Genomic DNA, 23791 nt, shown 5'->3' with positions numbered 1-23791 from the left:
GTCGATTGTGCGGTTGTGAACCCCCTTGTAAAGGGTAGATAAATGCTGCTGGGACGCAGCAAACAACTGCAGATCGAAGGGAGCCCGCCGTGGACAATGGTGTCTCTGCGGGAAGCACGGCCTCGACTTCGACCCTGGGGAACATCGCCCTGGGTCTCACCCTTCTCGCGTTCGGTATCGGCCACACGGGTGTCCTCTCCGGCGTGACCGCCGCCAACTCCGTGTCGCTCGCCATGTACGTCGGCGGCGCGGCCCTCTTCCTCCTCGGCCTCCTCGAATACCGCGGGGGCAACGGGTTCAACGGCACCGCCTTCGCGGGCCTCGGCATCTTCTGGTTCACCTGGGCCAAGGGCGCGGGGGCCTCGGTCTCCGACGAGGCAGCCGGAACGTTTCTCGTCCTCTTCGCGATGCTCGCGCTGACCCTGACGCTCGCCGCGTCGAGCGGGCTGTTCGGCCAGGGCGTCTACGCCCTGCTGACCCTCTCCCTCCTCCTGCTGGCCATAGCCGTCTTCGCGGACAGCGCCGGCCTGGCCAAGGCGGGCGGCTGGGTCGCGGCCGTGTCCGGCCTGCTGGCCTGGTACGGGGCCACGGCCGCGCTGGCCAACTGGCCGATGGCGCTGGGCAGGACCTCCGGACGGGCGGCCGCCGCGGGCTGACGGGCCCGGACCGCGGGAGAACGCGAAGGGGTGCCACCGGAGTTCCGGTGGCACCCCTTTCACGTGCGGTGCTCTCGCGTGCGCGGTGGCGGCTACTCGACCGTGACGGACTTCGCCAGGTTGCGCGGCTTGTCGATGTCCCGGCCCAGGGCCAGGGCGGTGTGGTACGCCAGCAGCTGGAGCGGGATGCCCATCAGGATCGGGTCCAGCTCGTCCTCGTTCTTGGGTACGAGGATGGTGTGGTCGGCCTTCTCCTGCTCGCGGTGGGCGACGGCCAGGATCCGGCCGCTGCGGGCCTTGATCTCCTCCAGCGCCGCGCGGTTCTTCTCCAGCAGGTCGTCGTCCGGGACGATCGCGACCGTCGGCATCGCCGGCTCGATGAGGGCGAGCGGGCCGTGCTTCAGCTCGGAGGCCGGGTAGGCCTCGGCGTGGATGTAGGAGATCTCCTTCAGCTTGAGGGAGGCCTCCAGGGCGACCGGGTAGCCGCGGACGCGGCCGATGAACATCATCGACTTGGCCTCGGCGTACTCGGCGGCGAGGCGCTTGATGTCCTCCTCGCCCTTGAGGATCTCCTCGATCTGCGCCGGCAGCTTGCGCAGGCCCTCGATGATCCGCTTGCCGTCGGTGACCGACAGGTCCCGGATCCGGCCGAGGTGCACGGCGAGCAGCGCGAAGGCCACCACCGTGTTGGTGAAGCACTTGGTGGAGACGACGCAGACCTCGGGGCCGGCGTGCACGTACACGCCGCCGTCGGCCTCGCGGGCGATCGCGGAGCCGACCACGTTGACCACGCCGAGGACGCGGGCGCCCTTGCGCTTGAGCTCCTGGACGGCCGCGAGGACGTCGTACGTCTCACCCGACTGGGAGACGGCGATGTACAGGGTGTCGGGGTCCACGACCGGGTTGCGGTAGCGGAACTCGGAGGCGGGCTCGGCGTCGGCGGGGATGCGGGCCATGCTCTCGATCAGCCCGGCGCCGATCAGGCCGGCGTGGTACGAGGTGCCGCAGCCCAGGATCTTGACCCGGCGGATGCCGCGCGCCTCGCGCGGGTCCAGGTTCAGGCCGCCCAGGTGGACCGTGTTGAAGCGGTCGTCGATCCGGCCGCGCAGCACGCGGTCGACCGCGTCGGGCTGCTCGGAGATCTCCTTGTGCATGTACGTCTCGTGGCCGCCCATGTCGAAGGAGGCGGCCTCCCACTCCACGGTCTCCGGGGTGGCGGTGGTCGTCGTACCGCTGGTGGTGTAGGTGCGGAAGTCGTCGGCCTTGAGGGTGGCCATCTCGCCGTCGTTGAGGGTCACGACCTGGCGGGTGTGCGCGATCAGGGCGGCCACGTCGGAGGCGACGAGCATCTCCTTCTCGCCGATGCCGAGGATGACCGGGGAGCCGTTGCGGGCGACGACGATGCGGTCGGCGAAGTCGGCGTGCATCACGGCGATGCCGTACGTGCCCTCGATGACCTTGAGCGCCTCGCGGACCTTCTCCTCCAGGCTGTCGGCCTGGGAGCGGGCGATCAGGTGGGTGATCACCTCGGTGTCGGTCTCGGACGCGAAGACGACGCCCTCGGCCTCCAGCTTGACGCGCAGCTCGGCGGCGTTGTCGACGATGCCGTTGTGGACGACGGCGACCTTGTTCTCGGGGTCCAGGTGCGGGTGGGAGTTGGTGTCGCTCGGGGCGCCGTGCGTGGCCCAGCGGGTGTGGGCGATGCCGGTGGTGCCGGCGAAGCGCTTGGGGACGCGGGCCTCCAGGTCGCGGACGCGGCCCTTCGCCTTGACCATCTTCAGCGCGGCGGCCTTCGGGCTGTTGACGACGATGCCGGCGGAGTCGTATCCGCGGTACTCCAGTCGTGCCAGGCCTTCGAGCAGCAGCGGCGCCACATCGCGCTTGCCGATGTAACCGACGATTCCGCACATACGGTGTTGCCCCTCCTGAGGTTCGGTTGGTCGTGCTCTTCCCCGCGCGGCCGTCACGGGCCGCCCCGGCCCCTGTCAGCCGTAGACGATGCGGCGCAGCTGCCGGAGCGAGAGCTCCGGCGGCGCCACGGCGCGGTGCGGCAGCTCGGCCGCGATCCGCTCGAAGATCTCCGCGTTGACCGCGCCGCCCGACTGCAGCTCGCGGTGACGGCGGCGGACGAACTCCTCCGTCGTCTCGTTGAAGTAGGCGAGCACGTCGAGTACCACCCGGGCGGCTTCCCCGCGCTGCAGCGCGGTGCTGCGCACCAGGTGGTCGACGAGGTCGTCATGCGACGGGCGACGGTCGAGCACCAGTAGATATTGACTGTCCAAGGAGTGAAACGCAAAGATCCTGCCCGATATCGGGCAGGATCTCGCTGGTCTGGACCAGGGAACGGGAGATTCCGGTACTCCGTGGTCAGAAACGACCCAAAATCGCCGCCTTCGCCGCCGAGAACTCATCGGCCGTGAGGATCCCCGACTGGTGCAGCTCACCCACCTCGCGCAGCCGCCGCAGCAGGGTGTCGTGGTCCGCGGCCTCGCCCGCCAGCGCCGGGGCCGAATCCGCGAGCGGCAGCGCCGGCGGCCGGTCCGGCTCGGGCTCGGGAGCCGCCGGATGGGGCATCCGTACGGCCACGGCCGCCGCGACCAGCGCCATCAGCGGGTCCTTCTTGAAGCCGAAGAGCTCCACCGTGCAGCGGTCGTACTTGGGCGCGGACGCCGGCGGGGCGCCCTCCAGGGTGAACCGCAGCCAGCCGTTGTCCAGGCCCTTCGAGGGGGACCAGTCCACCGCCCGCACGTCCGCGACCCGGAACTCGCACGGACCCCCCGAGCGCTTGGCCTCCTCCGTGGTCCAGTTCCAGTCCAGCACCACCCGGTCGCCGTCGAAGGAGGCCGTGGCGTCACCCGCCCCGAACGCGATCGGCACCGGCGGCCCCGGCATCAGGTACGCGTCGCACGGACCCGGATCCACCTGGTCCAGCAGCAGGGCGTTGCGCACCTCGTCCACGAAGTACTCCGCGACGCCGCTGCGGTCCGACTCCACCGACAGCCGGTACGGGTCCGAGGCCTCCGGCAGCCGCCCGCCCGTCACCTGCACCAGCGGGTCGGCCCCGTCGCGCAGCCGCAGCCGCAGCCGGCCCGCCTTGCGCCCCGGCTCGTAACTGATCCCCCCGATCGCGCGCAGCGGCACGACCACCTCGCCCAGGTGCTGCCGGAGCAGCCCCACCCCCTTGTCGCGGCCCGGCACGATGCGCACCGTGTCCCCGTCGAAGGTCCACGTACCGTCCTTCTGGATGATTTCCGCCATCCGGTGATTCTCCCATCGTGATGTGGGGCCCGGGCGGAGGCTGTTTGGCCTATACCTGGGCGCATGAGAGCCCCGTGTCGCACGCTCGCCGCCCTCCTGGTCCTCACCGCCGCCGTCTCCTGCACAGCGGCCCGCGGCGACGAGGCCAGACCCGGCGCCGGCCGGCCCGCGGCCCTCGCCCCCTACGAACGCCTCCTGCCGGCGCCGGCCTCCGCGCGGGCCTCGGGCGGCGCCGGGTACGCCTTCGGCGCGGGCACGGTGATCCGTACCGGGCCGGGCTCCCCGGAGGTGCGGCAGGTCGGCGAGCTCCTCGCGGAGCAGCTGCGCGGGCCCAGCGGGCTGCCGCTGCCGGTGGCCGACGGGGAGGAGGGGGACGGGATCCGGCTGCGGCTGGACGCCCGGGCCCGGGAGCTGGGCAGGGAGGGCTACCGGCTGCGGACCACCGCTTCCGGGGTCACCCTGACCGCCCACACCCCGGCGGGCCTCTTCCGCGGCGGCCAGACGCTGCGGCAGCTGCTGCCGGTGCGGGGCGCGGGAGAGGTCCCGGGCGGCGACGTCACGGACACCCCGCGCTTCGCGTACCGCGGGGCGATGGTCGACATCGCCCGCCACCACTTCCCCCTCGAACAGGTCAAGCGGTACGTCGACCAGCTCGCCCAGTACAAGATCAACACCCTGCACGTGCACCTCAGCGACGACCAGGGCTGGCGCATCGCCATCGACTCCTGGCCGCGCCTGGCGACGTACGGCGGCGGCAGCGAGGTCGGCGGCGGCCCGGGCGGCCACTGGACCAAGGACGAGTACCGCGACCTGGTCGCCTACGCGGCGCGCCGCTACGTCGACGTGGTCCCGGAGATCGACATGCCCGGCCACGTCAACGCCGCCCTGGCCTCCTACGCGGAGCTGAACTGCGACGGCAAGGCCCCCGAGCGCTACACCGGGACCAAGGTCGGCTTCAGCTCGTTGTGCGTCGGCAAGGAGCGCACGTACGAGTTCATCGACGACGTCCTCGGCGAACTGGCGGCCCTCACCCCAGGCCGCTACCTCCACATCGGCGGCGACGAGGCCCACTCCACCCCGGCGGCGGACTACGCGGCCTTCATGGACCGCGCCCAGGCGGTGGTGGCCGAGCACGGCAAGACGGTGGTGGCCTGGCACCAGCTCGCGAACGCCCGCCCGGCGCAGGGCGCGGTCCTCCAGTACTGGGGCCACGACAGGACGGCGGCGGCGGAGAGAACAGCGGTGGCGACGGCCGCCCGGCAGGGCCACCCCCTGATCCTCTCCCCGGCGGACCGCGCCTACCTGGACATGAAGTACGACAGGGCGACGAAGCCGGGCCTGGCCTGGGCCGGCTACGTCCCGGTCCAGCGCTCCTACTCCTGGAACCCGGGCGCCTACCTCCCGGACGTCCCCGAATCCGCGGTCCTGGGCGTGGAAGCCCCCCTCTGGACGGAGACCATCGCGACCCGCGCCGACTGGGAACTCATGGCGTTCCCCCGCCTCCTCGGCCTCGCGGAACTCGGCTGGTCCCCGGCCGCGTCCCTGGACTGGCCCACGTACCGCCCCCGCCTGGCCGCCCAGGCCCCCCGCCTGTCCGCCCAGGGCACCACGTACTACCGGGCGCCGGAGGTGCCGTGGGAGTAGCCGCAGACGGCGGCGCTGTCACCGGCCCGTGCAACGATCTGCGTCAGGGCGGAGGGGCGGGCGCGGGTTCGAGGGACCGTGTTCGAAGCCGCGCCCGCCCCCGGGCCGTCAGCGCCGGGCGAAGGGCGCGACGGGGTTCTTGAGGGTGCCGATCAGCTGGAGGGCCGCCGCCGGGTCGGCGAGGTCGACCATCTGCTTGTTGTTCCGCAGCTGGAGGCGGTTCAGGCAGGACAGCTGGAACTCCTCCGCGAAGAGGTCGTACTGCGCGAAGCGGTCCGCCAGGGCGGGCGCCGAGGCCTGGTAGTCGTGGGCGCAGTCCGCCACCGCCTTCCAGAACACCTCCTCCGTGCAGATGCCCTCCTCGACCAGGATCGAGTTCAGGAAGCGGAAGAAGCAGTCGAAGACGTCCGTGAAGATCGACAGGAGCTTCATGTCCTCCGGGATGTCCGCGCGGACGCGTTCCACCGCCGGCGGGAGGACCGCGTCCGGGTCCATGACCACGATCTCCTCGGCGATGTCCTTGAAGACCGCCCGCTCCACCACACCGTCCTTGATCACCAGGATCGTGTTCTCGCCGTGCGGCATGTACGCGAGGTCGTACTGGTAGAAGCAGTGCAGGAGCGGGAGGAGGTAGGCGCGGAGGTAGGGCTTCAGCCATTCCGCCGGGGTGAGGCCCGATTCGGCGATCAGGGCGCCGACGAAGGACTTGCCGTCCGCGTCCACGTGGAGGAGCGAGGCCATCGTGGCCAGGCGTTCGCCGTCCTTGAGGGAGTTCACCGGGGATTCGCGCCACAGGGCCGCGAGCATCTTGCGGTACGGCGAGTAGCGGTCCGTCGCGCGCTCGTACTGGCGGTGGTGGTAGCCGATCGCCGCGCGCTCGCGGATGATCGAGAAGTCGACCGACCGGAGCACCTCGTCCGACTCGATCAGCTGGTGCAGCCAGTCGTTGATGGCCGGGGTGGCCTCCATGTAGGCGGCGGACAGGCCGCGCATGAAGCCCATGTTGAGGACGGAGATGGCCGTCTTGACGTAGTGCTTCGTCGGGGTGGTGGTGTTGAAGAAGGTGCGGATCGACTGCTGCGCGAGATAGGCGTCGGAGCCTTCGCCCAGCAGGACCAGGCGGCGGTTGGCGATCTCGGCCGCGAAGGTGACCGTGGTCTTGTTCCACCACTGCCAGGGGTGGATGGGCAGGAGGTGGTAGTCCGCCAGGTCCAGGCCCAGGGAGGTCATCTTCGCAGCGAAGAGGGTGAGGGCGTCCTCGCCCAGCTCCTCGCGCACGAAGGTGTCGTGGTCCAGGCCCGCGCCCGCCGTGAAGGTGGACACGTCCTTGCGGGCGGCGACCCACACCAGGTGGACCGGGCTCGCCGTCTCCGGGGCGTACGAGAGGTACTCGTGCACGCCGAAGCCCAGGCGGCCGTTGTTGGCCACGAAGCAGGGGTGGCCCTCCGTCATGCCCGTCTCGATGTCCTGGAAGGCGGACTTCGCGAGGGCGGACGAGCCGAGCTGCGGCTTCGTGTACTTGAAGCCCGTGCCGGCCAGGGTGGAGGAGATCTCCTCCAGGTAGACCGGCAGGACCTCCGCGCTCAGGCCCAGGGTCTGCTGGAGCTCGATGTGGAAGTCCAGGGCGTCCAGCTCGGCCTGCTGCCCGTCCAGGTGGCGGGTGATGGACTCCTCGTCCACCGCCCAGTGGTCCAGGGCGTGCCGGGCCGAGCGGAAGCGGTACTCCACCGCGCCGTCGTCGCTGCGGACCGAGTAGAGGTCCCCGCCCAGCGGCTCGGGGGTCAGCAGGCGCTCGTGCGAGAACTCGGCGAGGGCCTTGCGGACCAGGGCGCGGTTCGCGCGGGCCCACAGCTCGGGGGAGAGGTGGGAGACGGCGTCGGCGAGGCTCATGCCGGGACTCCCGTCGTGAGGGCGGTGGCCGCCTCGAACCGGGCGCGGGTGCAGAAGCTGAGGAGGGCGGTCTTCTCGGGCTTCTGGACCTCGCGCTCGGGGACGAAGCCGACCGCCTCGTTCAGGGCGTGGACCGCCTTGTTGCGGACGTCCGGCTCGACGACCACGCGCTCCGTCGCCGGGTCGGCGAAGAGGGAGGCCATCACCGTGGTGATCACCGCGCGGGTGAAGCCCGATATGGGCGTGTCCGAAGGGGCCACCAGGAAGTGCATGCCGACGTCGCCCGGCTGGGCGTCGTACAGGCCGGCCAGCTCCAGCTTCGAGGGGTCGTAGCTCTCCATCAGGAAGGCCGGGCGGCCCTCGTGGAGGCCGATGAAGGCGTGGTGGTCCTCGTGCGCCGTGATGCGCACGTACTCGCGCTCGACCTCGGTGAGGGAGGCGTCCTGCATCATCCAGAAGGCGGCCTTCGGGTGCGTCACCCAGCCGTGCAGGAGCTCCGCGTCCGAGAAGGGGTCCAGGGGGCGGACGGAGAAGGTCCCGAGGGCCGCGTCGGTGCGGGCGAAGAGGAGTTCAGGGGTGGTGCTCATGCGTGCATGCCTTCCGGGGCCGCGAACTGCTGGAACGCGATGGACTTCTCGACCTTGTAGTACTCGCGGCCGAGCAGCTCACCGACGATGTACGCGTTGCGGTACGCGGCCATGCCCAGGTCGGGCGAGGTGAGGGAGTGGTTGTGGGTGGTGCCGTTCTGGAGGTACACCCCGCGGCCGGTGACGTCGACGGCGTAGTTGCGGCCGGCGTCGAGGCGGCCGTGGCCGTCGAAGTTCAGCCGGTCGTGGACCGGGGCCAGGAACTCCGGGATCCGGTACTTGTAGCCGGTGGCCAGGACCAGGCCCTCCGTCGAGAGGGAGAAGTCCCGCTCCTGCTCCTCCTGGCGCAGGCCCAGCGTGTACGTGCCCGTGGTGGTGTCGTACGCCGTGCTGTTCAGGGAGGTGTTGGTGAGCAGGGTCGTGGGGACCGCGCCCGGCATGGTGATCCTCTTCTGGTAGAGCAGGTCGAAGATCGCGTTGACGAGGTCGCCGTCGATGCCCTTGAAGAGGTTCTTCTGCTGGGTCTCCAGCCGGTAGCGGGTCTCCTCGGGGAGGGCGTGGAAGTAGTCCACGTACTCCGGCGAGGTCATCTCCAGCGTCAGCTTGGTGTATTCGAGCGGGAAGAAGCGCGGGGACCGGGTCACCCAGTTGAGCCGGTAGCCGTGTACGTCGATCTCGGCGAGGAGGTCGTAGTAGATCTCGGCGGCGCTCTGGCCCGAGCCGACCAGGGTGATCGACTTCTTCTTCTGGAGGGACTCCTTGTGCTGCATGTACGAGGAGTTGTGCAGGAAGTCCCCGCCGAGGTTCTCGCAGGACGCCGGGACGTGCGGCGGGGTGCCGGTGCCCAGGACCAGTCGGCGGGCCCGGTGGGTCTCGCCGCGGTCCGTGTGGACCTCGTACACGCCGGCGGCCTCGTCGTACGTCACCTCGGTGACGGAGGTGGAGTAGAGGACGTTGTCGAGCCGGTCGGCGGCCCAGCGGCAGTAGTCGTTGTACTCGGCGCGCAGCGGGTAGAAGTTCTCCCGGATGTAGAAGGAGTACAGCCGGTCCTTGTCCTTCAGGTAGTTCAGGAAGGAGAAGGGCGAGGTCGGGTCGGCGAGGGTGACCAGGTCCGACATGAACGGCGTCTGCAGGTGCGCGCCGTCGAGGAACATTCCGGCGTGCCACTCGAAGTGCGGCTTCGACTCGATGAACAGCCCGTCGAGCTCGTCGACCGGTGCGGTCAGGCAGGCGAGTCCCAGGTTGAAGGGACCCAGGCCGATGCCGATGAAGTCGTGGGGCTCAGTGGTGGACGGCAAGGGATTCTCCCAGGAACTGCTCGGCGTGTGCGGCGAGGAGGTCGAGGACGGCCGCGATGTCGGCCGTCGTGGTCTGCGGGTTGAGGAGGGTGAACTTCAGGTACTGCTTGCCGTCCACCTTGGTGCCGGCGACGACGGCCTCACCGGAGGCGAACAGGGCCTTGCGGGCGTGCAGCTGGGCCTCGTCGACGAGGTCGGGGCGCGTCTCGCCGGCGGGCAGGTAGCGGAAGACGAGGGTGGAGATCTGCGGCTCGACGACGACCTCGAAGCGCGGGTCGGCCGCGATGACCTCGTGGCCGGCGGCGGCGAGGTCGATCACCTGGTCGAAGAGGGAGCCGACGCCGTCGGCGCCCATGATGCGCAGCGTCATCCAGAGCTTGAGGGCGTCGAAGCGGCGCGTGGTCTGGATGGACTTGTCGACCTGGTTCGGGATCCGCTCCTCGGCCATCCGGCGCGGGTTGAGGTAGTCCGCGTGGTACGTGGCGTGCTTGAGGGTGTCGCGGTCGCGGACCAGCATCGCGCTGGAGCTGACCGGCTGGAAGAACGACTTGTGGTAGTCGACGGTGACCGAGTCGGCCTTCTCGATGCCGTCGAGGAGGTGCCGGCGGGTGGGGGAGACCAGCAGTCCGCAGCCGTAGGCGGCGTCCACGTGCATCCACGCGGAGTGCTCGTCGGCCAGGCGGGCGATCTCGGGGAGCGGGTCGATGGACCCGAAGTCGGTGGTGCCGGCGGTGGCGACGACGGCCATCGGGAAGAGGCCCTCGGCGGCGCAGCTCTCCAGCTCCAGGGCCAGGACCGAGGTGTCCATGCGGCGGTTGCGGTCGACCGGCACGGAGATGACGGCCTCGTAGCCGAGGCCCAGCATGGCGGCGGACTTCTGGACGCTGAAGTGGCTGGCCTCGGAGGTGAAGATGCGCAGCTTCGGCAGCAGTTCGGCCTTGGTGGGCCCGGTGCCCCCGTCCAGGGCGCGCTTCGTCACGATGCGGCAGGCCTCGTCGCGGGCGAGGAGCAGCGCGTGGAAGTTCGACTGGCTGCCGCCGGAGGTGAAGATGCCGTCCGCGCCCTCGCCGAGGCCGATGCGGCGGGCGGTCCACTCGATCAGGCGGCGCTCGATGAGGGTGCCGCCGATGGACTGGTCCCAGGTGTCGAGGGAGGAGTTGACGGCCGACAGGACCGCTTCGCCGACCACCGCGGGTATGACCACCGGGCAGTTGAGGTGGCCCAGGTAGCGCGGGTGGTGGAAGTAGACGGCGTCGCGGAGGTAGACGTCCTCCAGCTCGTCGAGGGCGGCGGTGGCGTCACCGAGCGGCTCGTCGAGGTCGATCCCGTCGATGACCGGGGCGAGTTCGTCGACGGATATGCCGGTGTGGGGCCGCTCGGTCGTGGCGAGTCTGGCGGCGACGCGGTCGACGCCCTCGGTGACGGAGCGCCGGTAGAGGTCCGCGGTCGTCTCGTTCAGCAGATGCGAGCGCATCAACTTTCCTCCGGGCAGTGGGGGTACCTCCCAGCGCGAGCTGGGGGAGAAGCGGGGGGCGGGTGAGGCTTGGGGTGTGTGAGTTAGGTTAGCCTAACCTTAGTTCGATCACAAATGCAGAAGGCCCCGGCGAATGCCGGGGCCTTCTGTGGGAAATGCCGTGCGTGGCACGGGCGTTGTGGCTAGAGCTCGGACGCCGGGTCCTCGCTCGGGGCCCGGCCCGCGTACGCCTCGGCGAGCAGCTGCTCCTCGCTCGCGCCGAGCCGCCAGTAGCCGGTGAAGCGCACCGCGCGCCGGTCGATGGAACGTTCCTGCACCAGGTGGCGGCGTACCGCGCGGACCGTGCCCGCCTCGCCCGCCAGCCAGGCGTACGGGGCTTCGGCGGCGGGCAGCTCCGCCGCCCGCATCTCCTCCACCACCCGGCCCGCCCGCCCGGAGCCGGACGCGCCCTTCTCGCGCACGATCCAGGTGATGTCCGCGTCGGCGGGGGTGTGCAGGCCCAGCCGGTCGTCCGCGTGCGGGACCTCGAACCAGGCCTTGACCTTCGTCCCGGCCGGGAGCCGGTCCAGGATCGCGGCCGCGGCGGGCAGGGCCGTCTCGTCCGCGTACATCAGGAAGGCGTCGGTGGCGGCCGGGGGCTGGAAGCGCACGGACTTGTTCTCCGCGACGGCCGGCCCGATCGCCATGATCCGGCGGCCGGTGACGGCCCTGCCCGCCCAGCCGGCGGCCGGCGAACCCGCCGCGGAAGCGGCTGATGTCCCAGTGCCGTGGAGGACGAAGTCGATGTCGACCTCGTCCACGCCCTCGTCCGTACGCCGCTGCTCGCGCACGGTGTACGAGCGCATCACCGGGCGTTCCTCGTCCGGCATCGCGCGCCAGGCCCCGAACCAGGTGTCCTCGTCGGTGGAGGGCAGTTCGGTGTGCTCGACGTGCGCCGGCGGCAGGAAGAGCGAGAGGCTCTGGTCGTACCCGCCGGATCTGAAGTCCGCCAGGGACTCACCGCCGAAGGTGACGCGCAGGAACGAGTGGCCGAGGCGGCGCGTGCGCAGCACTTCCATCGCGAAGAAGCGGAAGTGCGCCACGGCCTGTTCGGCCTCGGACGCGGTGGCGGTCATGCGCGAGTCCCCCCTGGGATTCGAGTGGGTGCCGGCGGCGGGTGTGGTGCCGGGCGGTCAGTGCCGGAGGCCGGGCCGCGGGCGGTGGCCCGCGGCCCGGCCTTCAGGACCGGCGGAAGAGGGTCAGGAGACCTTCTTGGCGTTCTGGATGGTCTTGGCGAGGTCCTCGAGGATCTGCGCGCACTTCTCGTACGAGTAGATCGGCTCGGTCACGCGCGGGGCGACCTGGCCGGCCTTGACGGCGGGCAGCTCGTTCCAGGTCGGCTTGGCCTTCAGGGCCTCGGGCTGCAGGGCCTGGGTGCGGTTGTCGAGCAGGACGACGTCGGCCTTGTACTTGCCGGCGTTCTCCCAGCTCAGGCTCTCGTAGAAGCCCTGCGGGTCCAGCTTGTCCTGCTCCGGGGCGACGAACTCGACACCCAGGGACTCGAAGTACTTCAGGTCGGCCGAGGTCTTCGGGGTGGAGACGTAGAAGAGCTGGTCGGCGCCGGAGCCGACGAGCACCTTGATGCCCGGGTTGGCCTTGACGGCCTCGCGGACCTTGGCGGAGGCGGCGTCGAAGCGGGCCTTGGCGTCGGCGGCCTTCTTGGAGTTCAGGTCGGCGCCGAGGGACTTGGCGAGGTCCGCGGTGCGCTCCAGGGCCTTGTCCATGGAGGCCTTGTCGCCCACGCCGATCGCGGCGGCCGGGGCCAGCTTCAGGATCTTGTCCTTGGAGGCCTCGGGGACGTACCAGTACGTGCCGTCCCAGGTGTTGGTGGCGAGCAGCTCGGGCTTCAGGGCCGCGTACTTCTCGACGTTGAACTCGTCGTAGACGTTGCCGAGGATCTCGACCTTGGAGATGTCCATCGAGCCGGCCATCGGGTCGGGCTTGCCGTCGGCCAGCTTGGTCGGGCCGAAGACGCCCTTGACCTGCACGCCGTAGTCGTACAGGGCGGCGGCGGTGCCGGTGTAGGCCACGATGTTCTTCGGCGTGGACTTGGCCGAGGTGGTCTTGTCCAGGTCGTCCTTGAAGCTCCACGCGCCCGAGGCGGCCGCCGTGCCGCCCTTGTCGCCCCCGGCGTCCTTCGCCTTGTCGTTGCCGCCGCACGCGGTGAGCGCCGCGACGAGGCCGAGGGCGCCGCCGGCGGCGACGAGACCGCGGCGGGAGAGGAACGTGGAGCTGGGCTTGGGCATGGGGAAGTCCGCTTTCGTACGTGCAGGGGGCGGCCGGGGGACCCGAGGCCGTTCGGTGGGAAGGTTAGCCTAACCTTTGTCGAAAACGGTAAGGGGACCCTAATCCTTCTCGGGTCCCCTCATCGCTCCCCGCGCGCCGCGCGGGTGTTCCGTCAGCCGGCGAAGCCCAGTTCGCGGGCGATCAGCATGCGCTGGACCTCGCTCGTGCCCTCGCCGATCTCCAGGATCTTGGAGTCCCGCCACATACGGGCCACCGGGTACTCGTTCATGAAGCCGTAGCCGCCGTGGATCTGCGTGGCGTCCCGGGCGTTGTCGACGGCGACCGTCGAGGAGTACAGCTTCGCGATCGCCGCCTCCTTCTTGAACGGCTCCCCGTGCACCAGCCGGGAGGCCGCGTCGCGCCAGCCGATGCGCGCCATGTGGGCGCGCGTCTCCATGTCGGCCAGCTTGAACTGGATGGCCTGGTTGTCGCCGATCGGCTTGCCGAAGGCCTGCCGCTCCTTGGCGTACTTCACCGACTCGTCCACGCAGCCCTGCGCGAGCCCCGTGGCCAGGGCCGCGATGGCGATGCGGCCCTCGTCGAGGATCCGCAGGAACTGGGCGTAGCCGCGGCCCTCCTGGCCCACCAGGTTGGCGAGCGGCACCCGTACGTCGTCGAAGGAGAGCTCGCGGGTGTCGGAGGAGTTCCAGCCGACCTTGGAGTACGGCGCGGCCACCGTGAAGCCGGGGGTGCCGGACGGGACGATGATGGAGGAGATCTCCGGGCGGCCGTCCTCCTTGCGGCCCGTCACGGCCGTGACGGTGACCAGGCCCGTGATGTCCGTACCGGAGTTGGTGATGAAGCACTTGGAGCCGTTGATCACCCACTCGTCGCCGTCGCGTACGGCGGTGGTGCGGGTGCCGCCCGCGTCACTGCCCGCGCCGGGCTCGGTCAGGCCGAACGCGCCGAGCACCTCGCCCGAGCACAGCTTCGGCAGCCACTGCTGCTTCTGCTCCTCGGTACCGAACAGGTACAGGGGCATGGCGCCCAGGGAGACGCCCGCCTCCAGGGTGATCGCGACCGAGGAGTCGACGCGGGCCAGCTCCTCCAGGGCGATGCCGAGGGCGAGGTAGTCGCCGCCCATGCCGCCGTACTCCTCCGGGAAGGGCAGGCCGAACAGGCCCATGCGGCCCATCTCGCGGACGATCTCGTACGGGAACTCGTGCCGCTCGTACAGGTCGCCGATCTTCGGCGCGACCACGTCGTGCGCGAACGCCTCGACGGTGCGGCGGAGTTCCTCGTGCTCGGGGGTGAGCCGGTGGTCGAGGGACATGGTGTGACTACTCCTTGTGGGAGAGGGCGCGGACGGTGCGGGAGGGGCTGGGTCGCCCCAGCTGTTCGGCCATCCACACGCTCGTGGCGGTGAGGGCGGCCAGGTCGACCCCGGTCTCGATGCCGAGGCCGTCGAGCATCCACACCAGGTCCTCGGTGGCGAGGTTGCCGGTGGCGCTCTTGGCGTACGGGCAGCCGCCGAGGCCGCCGGCGGAGGCGTCGACCGTGGTCACGCCGTGCTGGAGCGCGGCGAGGGTGTTGGAGAGCGCCTGGCCGTAGGTGTCGTGGAAGTGCACGCCGATCCGGTCGGTCCCCACGCCCTCCTCGTTCAGCGCGGACAGCAGGACCTGCACGTGGCCGGGCGTGGCGACGCCGATGGTGTCGCCGAGGCTCAGCTCGTCACAGCCGAGTTCGAGCAGGGCCTTGGCGACGGAGACCACCTGGCGGACCGGGACCGGCCCCTCCCAGGGATCCCCGAAGCACATGGAGAGATAGCCCCGGACGTGCGCGTCCTCCGCCTTGGCGCGGGCCACGACGGGCTCGAACATGGTGAGGGACTCGGCGACGGTGCGGTTCAGGTTGCGGGCGGCGAAGGTCTCGGTGGCCGAGCCGAACACCGCGATGCGGGTGGCCCCGAGGGCGAGCGCCCGGTCCAGGCCGCGTTCGTTCGGGACCAGGACCGGGAGCTGTGCCCCGACGTCGGAGAGCAGGGGGAAGAGCTGCTCGGCGTCCGCCAGCTGGGGGACCCACTTGGGGTGGACGAAGCTGGTGGCCTCGATGGTGGTGAGGCCGGCCGCGGCGAGGCGGTGGATGAACTCCGCCTTCACCTCCGTGGGTACGGCCGTCTTCTCGTTCTGCAGCCCGTCGCGCGCGCCGACCTCGTGGATGCGGACGCGGGGCGGGAGGCCGGCGGGGGCCGGGACGGTCATGGGCAGCCCGTTCACGAGGCCTCCTCCGCTTCGTCGGGGGTGACCACGGCCAGGACCTGGTCCATGGCCACGGTGGTGCCCGGGGTGACGTCGAGTTCGGTGACGGTGCCGGCGTGCGGGGCGGAGATGACGTGCTCCATCTTCATCGCCTCGACGACCAGCAGGCTCTGACCGGCGGTCACCTTGTCGCCGACGGCCACCTTGACGACCGTGACGGTGCCGGGCATGGGGGCGGCCAGGGTGTCGGCGCCGATCCGTCCACCGCCGCCGAGGGTCGCGGCCACGGGGTCGTACGTCTGGACGTGCCAGGAGTCCGCGTCGCGGCCGAGCCAGGTCCCCTCCGGGGAGGCGGCGTGGCTGAACCGGTGGGTGACTCCGTCGAGTTCGATGCTGACGGTGTCGGTGGTGCGGGCCAGGATCCGGCCGCGGGCCGGTGCGCCGGGGGTGCCGGGCTCCAGGACCGAGCCGGAGGGGTGGGTGAGGAGCAGCTCCAGGTCCGAGCCGGACGGGCGGGTGCGGACCGTCACCGGGTCCTGGCCCGGGAGGCGGAAGTGGTGGAGCGTCCAGGCGGGGGTGCCGCCGAGGCGCCAGCCGTTGGCGGCCCCGAAGGGGTCCACCCAGGAGGCTGCGCCGCCGGCTCCCTCCGGTCCCGCCGCCGCACCGAGGGGGGAAGAAGCGAGCAGTGCGGCCGCCGCGTACACCTCGGCCGGGACGCCCTCGGGGAGGAGGGAGGGGAGGTCCCGCTCGACCAGGCCGGTGTCCAGGTCACCGGAGATCACGTCCGGGTGGGCCAACAGCCTCCGCAGGAAACCGGCATTGGTCTGCACGCCCAGGATGACGGTGTCCGCCAGGGCCCCCCGCAGCAAGCGCAGCGCACTGGCCCGGTCCGGACCGTGCACGATGACCTTCGACAGCATCGGGTCGTACGTCGAGCCCACCGGAACACCCGCCGTCAGGCCGGAGTCCGTACGAACCGCGCCGCCGGACGGCTCCGACAGGGCCAGCACGGTACCGCCGGACGGCAGGAACCCGCGCGCCGGGTCCTCCGCGCAGACGCGGGCCTCGATCGCGTGCCCGGTCAGCCGGATCTCGTCCTGGGTGACGGGCAGGGCCTCGCCGGAGGCGACCCGCAGCTGCTGCTCCACCAGGTCCAGGCCCGTGACCAGCTCGGTCACCGGGTGCTCGACCTGGAGGCGGGTGTTCATCTCCATGAAGTAGTACGAGGACGGGTCCCCGCCCGGGACGATGAACTCCACTGTGCCCGCGCCGACGTACCCGCAGGAGCGCGCCGCCTCCACGGCCGCCGCGCCCATCGCCGCGCGGGTCTTCTCGTCCAGCAGGACCGAGGGGGCCTCCTCGATGACCTTCTGGTGGCGCCGCTGGAGGGAGCACTCGCGCTCGCCCAGGTGCACCACGTTCCCGTGGGCGTCGGCCAGCACCTGGATCTCGATGTGCCGGGGCCGGTCGATCCACCGCTCCACGAGCAGGGTGTCGTCGCCGAAGGAGGACTTCGCCTCGCGGCGGGCGGCCGCGATCTCCTCGGCCAGCACCGCCTCGTCGCGCACCAGCCGCATGCCCTTGCCGCCGCCGCCCGCCGAGGGCTTCAGCAGCACCGGCATGCCGATCTCCGAGGCGGCCGCGGCCAGTTCGGCGTCCGTCAGGCCGCTGCCCGAGGAGCCCGGGACCACGGGCACGCCCGCGGCCTTGACGGTCTCCTTCGCGCGGATCTTGTCGCCCATGAGGGAGATCGCGCTCGCCGGGGGCCCGATGAAGGCCAGCCCGGCGTCGGCGCAGGCCTGGGCGAAGGCCGCGTTCTCCGCGAGGAAGCCGTAGCCGGGGTGGACGGCCTCGGCGCCGGTGCGCTTCGCGGCGTCCAGGAGCCGCTCCACCGACAGGTAGCTCTCGGCGGCGGCCGCCGGGCCGATCCGGACGGCCGTGTCGGCCTCCCGGACGTGGCGGGCGTCGGCGTCGGCGTCGCTGAAGACGGCGACGGAGCGGATGCCGAGCTCCCGCAGGGTGCGGATGACCCGTACGGCGATCTCGCCCCGGTTCGCCACCAGAACAGTGCTGAACATCAGTGAGGTCCTCACGTCACAAGTCACGGATCACATGCGGAAGATGCCGTAGCCGCGCTCGCCCAGCGGGGCGTTCGCGCACGCGGTCAGGGCCAGTCCCAGCACCTGCCGGGTCTCCATCGGGTCGATGACCCCGTCGTCCCACAGCCGCGCCGTGGCGTAGTAGGCGTTGCCCTGCTCCTCGTACTGCGCGCGGACCGGGGCCTTGAAGGCCTCCTCGTCCTCGGCCGGCCACTCCTGGCCCGCGCCCTCGATCTGGTCCCGCTTGACGGTCGCCAGCACCGAGGCGGCCTGCTCGCCGCCCATCACCGAGATCTTGGCGTTGGGCCACATCCACAGGAAGCGCGGCGAGTACGCCCGGCCGCACATCGAGTAGTTGCCCGCGCCGTACGAGCCGCCGACGACCACGGTCAGCTTCGGGACCCGGGCGCAGGCCACCGCCGTGACCATCTTCGCGCCGTGCTTGGCGATGCCGCCCGCCTCGTAGTCGCGGCCGACCATGAAGCCGGAGATGTTCTGGAGGAAGAGGAGCGGGATGCCGCGCTGGTCGCACAGCTCGATGAAGTGGGCGCCCTTCTGGGCGGACTCGGCGAACAGGATGCCGTTGTTCGCGATGATGCCGACCGGGTGGCCGTGGATCCGGGCGAAGCCGGTGACCAGCGTCTGCCCGAACTCCGACTTGAACTCCTGGAAGCGGGAGCCGTCCGTGATCCGGGCGATGATCTCGCGGGCGTCGTAGGGGGTGCGGGAGTCGACGGGGACCGCGCCGTACAGGCCGTGCGGGTCCACCTTGGGCTCCTCGGGAGCCTCGACCGACCAGGGCAGGGCCCCGCGCTCGGGCAGGGTCGCCACGATGTTCCGTACGATCCGCAGCGCGTGCGCGTCGTCCTCCGCGAGGTGGTCGGTCACGCCGGAGACGCGGGAGTGGACCTCGCCGCCGCCGAGCTCCTCGGCCGTGACCACCTCACCGGTGGCGGCCTTCACCAGCGGCGGGCCGCCGAGGAAGATCGTGCCCTGGTTGCGGACGATGACGGCCTCGTCGCTCATCGCCGGCACGTACGCCCCGCCGGCCGTGCAGGAGCCGAGGACGGCGGCGATCTGCGGGATGCCGGCCCCGGACATGCGGGCCTGGTTGTAGAAGATCCGGCCGAAGTGCTCCCGGTCGGGGAAGACCTCGTCCTGCATGGGGAGGAAGGCGCCGCCGGAGTCGACCAGGTAGAGGCAGGGGAGACGGTTCTCCAGGGCCACTTCCTGGGCGCGCAGGTGCTTCTTCACGGTCATCGGGTAGTACGTGCCGCCCTTGACGGTGGCGTCGTTGGCGACGATCACGCACTCGCGCCCGCTGACCCGGCCGATGCCCGCGATCACCCCGGCGGCGGGGGCGGCGCCCCCGTACATGCCCTCGGCGGCCAGCGGGGCCAGCTCCAGGAAGGGGGAACCGGGGTCGAGGAGGGTGTCCACGCGGTCGCGGGGGAGCAGCTTCCCGCGCGCGGTGTGGCGGGCGCGGGCCTTCTCGCCGCCGCCGAGGCGGGCCGCGTCGAGCCGGGCGCGCAGGCCTTCGGCGAGTTCGCGGTGGGCGGCCTCATTGGTCCGCCAGGCCTCGGACGCCGGGTCCGCGGCGCTCGTCAGCACTGGTGCCTGCTGCATCGGTCGAGCTCCCTTGCTCGTGCACGCTTTGTTAATGACCGTTAACGCGTTTGGGTCTCAGGTTAACGAGCGCTAACCGCCCTGTCTAGAATGGATTTCCATGAGCACCAGAGCGGCCACCCCGACCCGTCGCGAGCAGATCCTCAGTGAGGCCGCTCGTCTCTTCGCGGAGCGCGGCTTCCACGGCGTCGGCGTGGACGAGATAGGGGCGGCGGTCGGCATCAGCGGCCCCGGCCTCTACCGGCACTTCGCCGGCAAGGACGCCATGCTCGCCGAGCTGCTCGTCGGGATCAGCGAGCGGCTGCTGACCGGCGGCCGGCGGCGCGTCGAGGAGGCCGCCGGGGACCCGGAGGCGATCCTCGCCTCCCTCGTCGAGGGCCACATCGACTTCGCCCTCGACGACCGGGCGCTGATCACCCTGCACGACCGCGAGCTCGACCGGCTGCGCGAGGCCGACCGCAAGCTCGTGCGCCAGCTCCAGCGCCAGTACGTGGAACTGTGGGTGCAGGTCGTACGGGAACTGCACCCCGAGGTCGGCGAGGCGGAGGTACGGGTGGCCGTGCACGCCGTCTTCGGCCTGCTGAACTCCACCCCCCACCTGGCCACGCCGGGCCGTGAAGCCACCGAGTCCCTGCTGCGCAGGCTGGCCAACGGGGCCTTCGGGGCGTTGTCGGGGTGAGGCGCGGCTTGAGCGGCACGTGGTGGAACGGACGGCTCCGGGCGGGCGGCGGCAGAATGGGCCGCATGCCGAAGCCGATAGAGACGCCCGTACCCAGCCGCGCCGAACTCGTCGACCACCTGGTCCGCACGCGGATCGCGGGGCAGGTGGCCACCCCGCGCGAGAACAACCTCTCCCACTACCGCAAGCTCGCCAACGGCGACCGGCACTACTGGTTCGGCCTGGAACTGGGCGACCGCTGGGCCGACGAGCAGGACGTACTGGCCGTGATGGCCGAGCGCGTCGGCGTCGTCGACGACCCGGCCCACCGCACCGGGCAGGACACCATCGACCCGGAACTGACCGTCGCCAGCCTGGACCGGATGGCGGCCCGGCTGCACAAGGCCGCCCTCGACCGGCACAGCGTGCTGCTGGCCACCGGCCACCCGGGCGGCCTGCTCGACGTCCACCGCGCCACCGCCGACGCGCTGCGCGCCGCGGGCTGCGAGATCGTCCGGATCCCGCCCGGCCTGACCGCCGACGAGGGCTCGGTGTGGCAGTTCGCCGACGTCGCCGTGCTGGAGCGGGGCGCGACCCTGTGGCACACCCACTCCCCGGCCCCGATGGCCGCGATCCTGGACGGCCTCGCGGCGGAGGGCCGCCCGCAGCCGGACCTGGTCGTCGCCGACCACGGCTGGGCGGGCTGCGCGGCGCAGCGCGGGCTGGACGCGGTGGGGTACGCGGACTGCAACGACCCGGCGCTGTTCCTCGGCGAGGCGGAGGGCACCCTCCAGGTCGCCGTCCCGCTGGACGACCACGTCCGCGACCCGCGCTTCTACGACCCGATGGTGGCGTACCTCCTCTCGGCGGCGGGCCTGCTCTAGGGGTGTGCCTGCGGGCGGGGTGTTGTCAGTGGCCCCGCCTGCGGTCGGCCGTAGGACCGACGCCGCGAACCCCCTTGCCGCGCTGGACTCCGGTACCGCCGTACCCGGGCTGCCGCCGGGCCGGCTGATCACCCGCGCGGTGCGCGGACGGCTGCGGCGGGCGCGCCGGGAGCCGCTGCTGTGGCTCTCCGACGGGCCGGTGGACGCCCCGGCCGCGTCGTACCCGGCGCCCGCCGGGCTGCGGGGCGTACTGCTGCACGACCGGTACGGGCCCGAGCGGTGGTGGGAGGGCGAGGACCACGCGGAGCCGGACCGGTGCTCCGACCCGGACGACCACGACGTCCAGACCGTGCTGCGGGAGTACGGGGACGCGGTCGTCCCCGACCGCGAGGAGGGCGCCGAGGGCGAGGAGCTCATCGCCCCCTTCGGCCGGTCCTGGCCGGGCACCGCCCGGCCCGGCACCCCGGCCGCCGATCCCGGAGCGGCCGCCGCCGCGCTCGCGGGCGAACTCCTCGGGCAGGGCCTGCTCGGCAGCCCGCGGCTGGCCCTGGTCCCCGCCGGGCGCGGGGCCGACGTACCGGCCGCGCTCGGCTGGAGCGGCCCGCTCAACCACGAGAACGACACCGCCCGCATCAGCGCGGTCCTGCGCTCCTGGGAGGACCGGTTCGGCGCCCGCGTCCTCGCGCTCGGCCTCGCCACGCTCGACCTGTCGGTGGCAGCCCCGCCGCGGACAGGGCCTAGGCGGTCCCGGTCGCCGCCGAGCACTTCGCGTTCTGCCCCGACAACGTCTGGCAGGGCTCCGGCACGGTCCGCGACTACGCCGCGGAGGCGCTGGTGGGCGAGGCCCACTGGTCGTTCTGGTGGGACTGACGGCGGTACCGGTCAGCCGGCGTTGGGGCCGTTCCTGACCGGCCGGGTGTGGATCTTCGACAGGCAGGCCGGCAGGGCCGCGTCCGCCTCGTGGTCGCGGGCCCGGTACGCGCTCGGACTCTCGCCGACCAGCTCCGTGAACCGCGTGCTGAAGGACCCCAGCGAGGTACAGCCCACCGCGAAGCAGACCTCCGTCACCGACTGGTCGCCCCGCCGCAGCAGCGCCTTGGCCCGCTCGATCCGGCGCGTCATCAGGTAGCTGTACGGGGTCTCCCCGTAGGCGGCGCGGAAGCTGCGCGAGAAGTGCCCCGCCGACATCAGCGCGACCTGCGCCAGGGCGGTGACGTCGAGCGGCTCCGCGTAGTTGCGGTCCATCAGGTCGCGGGCCCGGCGCAGCCGGGCGAGGTCCTCCAGGTTCACCCGTTCAGCCTTGCACAGCTCCGGGCGGTACCGAAGGTTCCGAGGGGGATGCGGGCGGCGGGGTCGGCGTCGGGTCCAGGTAGACCCGGCGGATCGCCGGCCACCGCTCCCGCAGCTGGTCCTCCGCGTCCTCGCAGGCCGCCTCCACCTGCCGGGCCGACGCCAGGTCGTGGAAGTCCACCTTCGCCGCGATCAGCACCTCGTCCGGCCCCTGCACCAGGGTGGTCAGCTCCAGCACCCCCTCGATGTGCAGCACCGACAGCAGCTCCTCGCGCACCTCCGCCCGCATCGGCGCGGGCAGCGGCCGCCCGATCAGGTACTGCGCGTTCGAGCGCCCCAGCTCCCACGCCACCGCCACCAGCAGCACCCCGATCAGCAGCGAGGCCACCCCGTCGTAGACGCCCGACCCCGTCAGCTGCGCCCCCAGCAGCCCGCCCGCCGCCAGCACGAGGCCTGCCAGCGCGGCGGCGTTCTCCAGCAGGACCGCCTTCACCGCCGTGTCCGGGGTGTGCTTCACGTACAGCCCCAGCGGCGCCCGCATCCGGGCCGCCTCGCCCGTCACCTGCCGCCAGGCCACCAGCAGCGAGTACCCCTCCAGGACGAAGGCGACCGCGAGGACGGCGTACGGGAACACCGGGTCACCGGGATCCTCCCCGTGCACCAGGGTGTGGATCCCGTCGTAGAAGGCGAAGACGGCGCCGCCCGCGAAGGTGGCGATCGAGGCGAGCAGCGCCCAGATGTAGCGCTCGGGCCCGTAGCCCAGCGGGTGCGCCTCGTCGGCGGGCCGGGCACTGCGCTTCAGGGAGGCCAGCAGCAGCACCTCGGTGACCGTGTCGGCCACCGAGTGCGCGGCCTCGGACAGCATCGCGCTCGACCCGCTGACGATCCCGGCGACGGCCTTCGCGGCGGCGATGGCCAGGTTGGTGACGACGGCTGCGACCACCGTGGCGACGCTCTCGGAGCCCGCCCCCTCGGCTGGGACTTCGGCTTCGGCTTCGACCGGCATGGGGCGACGGTACGTCGGCTCAGCCGCGCGGGACGCGCACGACACCTTCTTGGATCACGGTGACCGCCAGGCGGCCGTCCCGGGTCCAGATGCGGGCCTGGCCCAGACCCCGGCCGGCGGACGCCGAGGGCGACTCCTGGTCGTACAGGAGCCATTCGTCGGCGCGGAAGGGCCGGTGGAACCACATGGCGTGGTCCAGGGAGGCGCCGACCACGTCGCCGACCGCCCAGCCGCCCCGGCCGTGCGCGAGCAGCACCGAGTCCAGCAGGGTCATGTCGGACACGTAGGTGGCCAGGCAGATGTGGAGCAGCGGGTCGTCCGCGAGCTTGCCCTGGGTCCGGAACCAGACCTGGGAGCGCGGTTCCAACGGCTCGCCGACCGAGCCCCACGGCGGGGTGGTCGCGTACCGCAGGTCCACGGCGCCGCGCGCCTCCAGCAGCCGTTCGACGGTGCCGGGGTCGCGGAAGATGTCCCGGTACGCCGGCAGTGCCTCGGCGGCCGTCGGCAGAGTCGCGGGGTCCGGCGCGGCCGGCATCGCGGCCTGGTGCTCCAGGCCCTCCTCGTACGTCTGGAAGGACGCGGAGAGGTGGAAGATCGGCTGTCCGTGCTGGACGGCGACCACGCGGCGGGTGGTGAAGGACCGCCCGTCGCGGATCCGGTCCACGGAGTACACGATCGGCGCGCCGGAGTCGCCGGTGCGCAGGAAGTACGAGTGGAGCGAGTGCGGCAGCCGGTCCGCGGGCACCGTGCGGCCGGCCGCGACCAGGGCCTGGGCCGCGACCTGGCCGCCGAACACGCGCGGCACCAGGGAGGTGCGGCTCGTGCCGCGGAAGATGTTCTCCTCGATCTGCTCCAGGTCGAGCAGATCGAGGAGGTCCGCCAGTGCATCGTTCAAGTG

20 protein-coding genes and 2 pseudogenes are annotated in these 23791 nt (G+C 71.8%); 6 read left to right on the top strand and 16 right to left on the bottom strand.

The genetic code is table 11. The features are described 5' to 3' along the window. Window positions 1-89: 89 nt before the first annotated feature. The gene (locus ACZ518_RS19855) at window positions 90-656 is read left to right on the top strand and encodes a GPR1/FUN34/YaaH family transporter (RefSeq protein WP_469114285.1); all 567 of its coding nucleotides are present in this window, start codon (window positions 90-92) and stop codon (window positions 654-656) included. Between the two features lie 92 nt (window positions 657-748). On the opposite strand, the gene glmS is transcribed toward ACZ518_RS19855, so the two are convergent. The 3 genes from glmS to ACZ518_RS19840 all read right to left on the bottom strand — a co-directional run bounded on the left by glmS (window position 749) and on the right by ACZ518_RS19840 (window position 3914). Beyond that, window positions 749-2566 carry a glutamine--fructose-6-phosphate transaminase (isomerizing) gene (glmS, locus tag ACZ518_RS19850; RefSeq protein ID WP_469114284.1) on the bottom strand — a complete coding sequence of 606 codons (1818 nt, stop codon included), beginning with the start codon at window positions 2564-2566 and terminating at the stop codon, window positions 749-751. A gap of 75 nt (window positions 2567-2641) precedes the next feature. After that, the gene (locus tag ACZ518_RS19845; protein ID WP_007264192.1) at window positions 2642-2917 is read right to left on the bottom strand and encodes a hypothetical protein; all 276 of its coding nucleotides are present in this window, start codon (window positions 2915-2917) and stop codon (window positions 2642-2644) included. 106 nt (window positions 2918-3023) lie between these two features. Further along, complete coding sequence (locus ACZ518_RS19840; RefSeq protein WP_469114283.1) at window positions 3024-3914, bottom strand: DUF4429 domain-containing protein; 891 nt, start codon at window positions 3912-3914, stop codon at window positions 3024-3026. Window positions 3915-3977: 63 nt separating this feature from the next. Here ACZ518_RS19840 and ACZ518_RS19835 point away from each other — a divergent pair, with 63 nt between their 5' ends. Next, entirely contained in the window at window positions 3978-5558 is a 1581-nt protein-coding gene (locus ACZ518_RS19835; protein ID WP_469114282.1) for a beta-N-acetylhexosaminidase, read from the top strand. Between the two features lie 108 nt (window positions 5559-5666). Here the strand turns inward: ACZ518_RS19835 and ACZ518_RS19830 are convergent, their stop codons facing one another. From ACZ518_RS19830 to ACZ518_RS19785, 10 genes are all read right to left on the bottom strand, one after another. Continuing rightward, window positions 5667-7448 (bottom strand): IucA/IucC family protein, encoded by a 1782-nt coding sequence (locus tag ACZ518_RS19830; RefSeq protein WP_469114281.1) that lies wholly within the window; start codon window positions 7446-7448, stop codon window positions 5667-5669. Further along, window positions 7445-8035, bottom strand: coding sequence for a GNAT family N-acetyltransferase (locus ACZ518_RS19825; RefSeq protein WP_469114280.1), 591 nt, complete (start codon window positions 8033-8035; stop codon window positions 7445-7447). Before ACZ518_RS19825 ends, ACZ518_RS19830 begins: the two co-directional genes overlap by 4 nt. Then, entirely contained in the window at window positions 8032-9333 is a 1302-nt protein-coding gene (locus ACZ518_RS19820) for a lysine N(6)-hydroxylase/L-ornithine N(5)-oxygenase family protein (protein ID WP_469114279.1), read from the bottom strand. Before ACZ518_RS19820 ends, ACZ518_RS19825 begins: the two co-directional genes overlap by 4 nt. After that, window positions 9317-10807 carry a pyridoxal phosphate-dependent decarboxylase family protein gene (locus ACZ518_RS19815; protein WP_469114278.1) on the bottom strand — a complete coding sequence of 497 codons (1491 nt, stop codon included), beginning with the start codon at window positions 10805-10807 and terminating at the stop codon, window positions 9317-9319. Before ACZ518_RS19815 ends, ACZ518_RS19820 begins: the two co-directional genes overlap by 17 nt. A gap of 182 nt (window positions 10808-10989) precedes the next feature. Next, window positions 10990-11922 (bottom strand): siderophore-interacting protein, encoded by a 933-nt coding sequence (locus ACZ518_RS19810; protein WP_469114277.1) that lies wholly within the window; start codon window positions 11920-11922, stop codon window positions 10990-10992. Between the two features lie 123 nt (window positions 11923-12045). Further along, window positions 12046-13092: an ABC transporter substrate-binding protein gene (locus ACZ518_RS19805; RefSeq protein WP_469114276.1), complete on the bottom strand. Its 1047-nt coding sequence runs from the start codon at window positions 13090-13092 to the stop codon at window positions 12046-12048. Window positions 13093-13244: 152 nt separating this feature from the next. After that, window positions 13245-14405: an acyl-CoA dehydrogenase family protein gene (locus ACZ518_RS19800; protein ID WP_469114275.1), complete on the bottom strand. Its 1161-nt coding sequence runs from the start codon at window positions 14403-14405 to the stop codon at window positions 13245-13247. A 7-nt stretch (window positions 14406-14412) separates the two neighbouring features. Continuing rightward, window positions 14413-15333, bottom strand: coding sequence for a hydroxymethylglutaryl-CoA lyase (locus ACZ518_RS19795; protein ID WP_469114455.1), 921 nt, complete (start codon window positions 15331-15333; stop codon window positions 14413-14415). A gap of 11 nt (window positions 15334-15344) precedes the next feature. After that, window positions 15345-17408 (bottom strand): acetyl/propionyl/methylcrotonyl-CoA carboxylase subunit alpha, encoded by a 2064-nt coding sequence (locus ACZ518_RS19790; protein WP_469114274.1) that lies wholly within the window; start codon window positions 17406-17408, stop codon window positions 15345-15347. 30 nt (window positions 17409-17438) lie between these two features. Then, window positions 17439-19055: a carboxyl transferase domain-containing protein gene (locus ACZ518_RS19785; RefSeq protein WP_469114273.1), complete on the bottom strand. Its 1617-nt coding sequence runs from the start codon at window positions 19053-19055 to the stop codon at window positions 17439-17441. 100 nt (window positions 19056-19155) lie between these two features. Between ACZ518_RS19785 and ACZ518_RS19780 the strand changes: the two genes are divergently transcribed. From ACZ518_RS19780 to ACZ518_RS19765, 4 genes and pseudogenes are all read left to right on the top strand, one after another. After that, entirely contained in the window at window positions 19156-19734 is a 579-nt protein-coding gene (locus ACZ518_RS19780) for an SACE_7040 family transcriptional regulator (RefSeq protein WP_469114272.1), read from the top strand. 56 nt (window positions 19735-19790) lie between these two features. Further along, complete coding sequence (locus tag ACZ518_RS19775) at window positions 19791-20597, top strand: phosphatase (RefSeq protein WP_469114454.1); 807 nt, start codon at window positions 19791-19793, stop codon at window positions 20595-20597. Between the two features lie 4 nt (window positions 20598-20601). Beyond that, a pseudogene (locus tag ACZ518_RS19770) lies at window positions 20602-21270 on the top strand (DUF4253 domain-containing protein); the annotation flags it as partial. A 128-nt stretch (window positions 21271-21398) separates the two neighbouring features. Beyond that, a pseudogene (locus tag ACZ518_RS19765) lies at window positions 21399-21467 on the top strand (hypothetical protein); the annotation flags it as partial. A gap of 12 nt (window positions 21468-21479) precedes the next feature. Here the strand turns inward: ACZ518_RS19765 and ACZ518_RS19760 are convergent. Genes ACZ518_RS19760 through tesB form a run of 3 tightly spaced genes read right to left on the bottom strand, consistent with a single transcriptional unit; the run spans window position 21480 to window position 23788 of the window. Continuing rightward, entirely contained in the window at window positions 21480-21887 is a 408-nt protein-coding gene (locus ACZ518_RS19760; RefSeq protein WP_469114271.1) for a helix-turn-helix domain-containing protein, read from the bottom strand. A 4-nt stretch (window positions 21888-21891) separates the two neighbouring features. Next, window positions 21892-22893 (bottom strand): cation diffusion facilitator family transporter, encoded by a 1002-nt coding sequence (locus tag ACZ518_RS19755; RefSeq protein ID WP_469114270.1) that lies wholly within the window; start codon window positions 22891-22893, stop codon window positions 21892-21894. Between the two features lie 19 nt (window positions 22894-22912). After that, a complete protein-coding gene (tesB, locus tag ACZ518_RS19750; RefSeq protein ID WP_469114269.1) occupies window positions 22913-23788 on the bottom strand; it encodes an acyl-CoA thioesterase II in 876 nt (291 codons plus the stop codon). Window positions 23789-23791: the final 3 nt, after the last annotated feature.

The organism is Streptomyces sp. NPDC033966 (genome assembly GCF_055575955.1).
The sequence above is the reverse complement of the archived record's forward strand: the minus strand, read 5'-3'. Positions and strand labels throughout refer to the sequence as shown.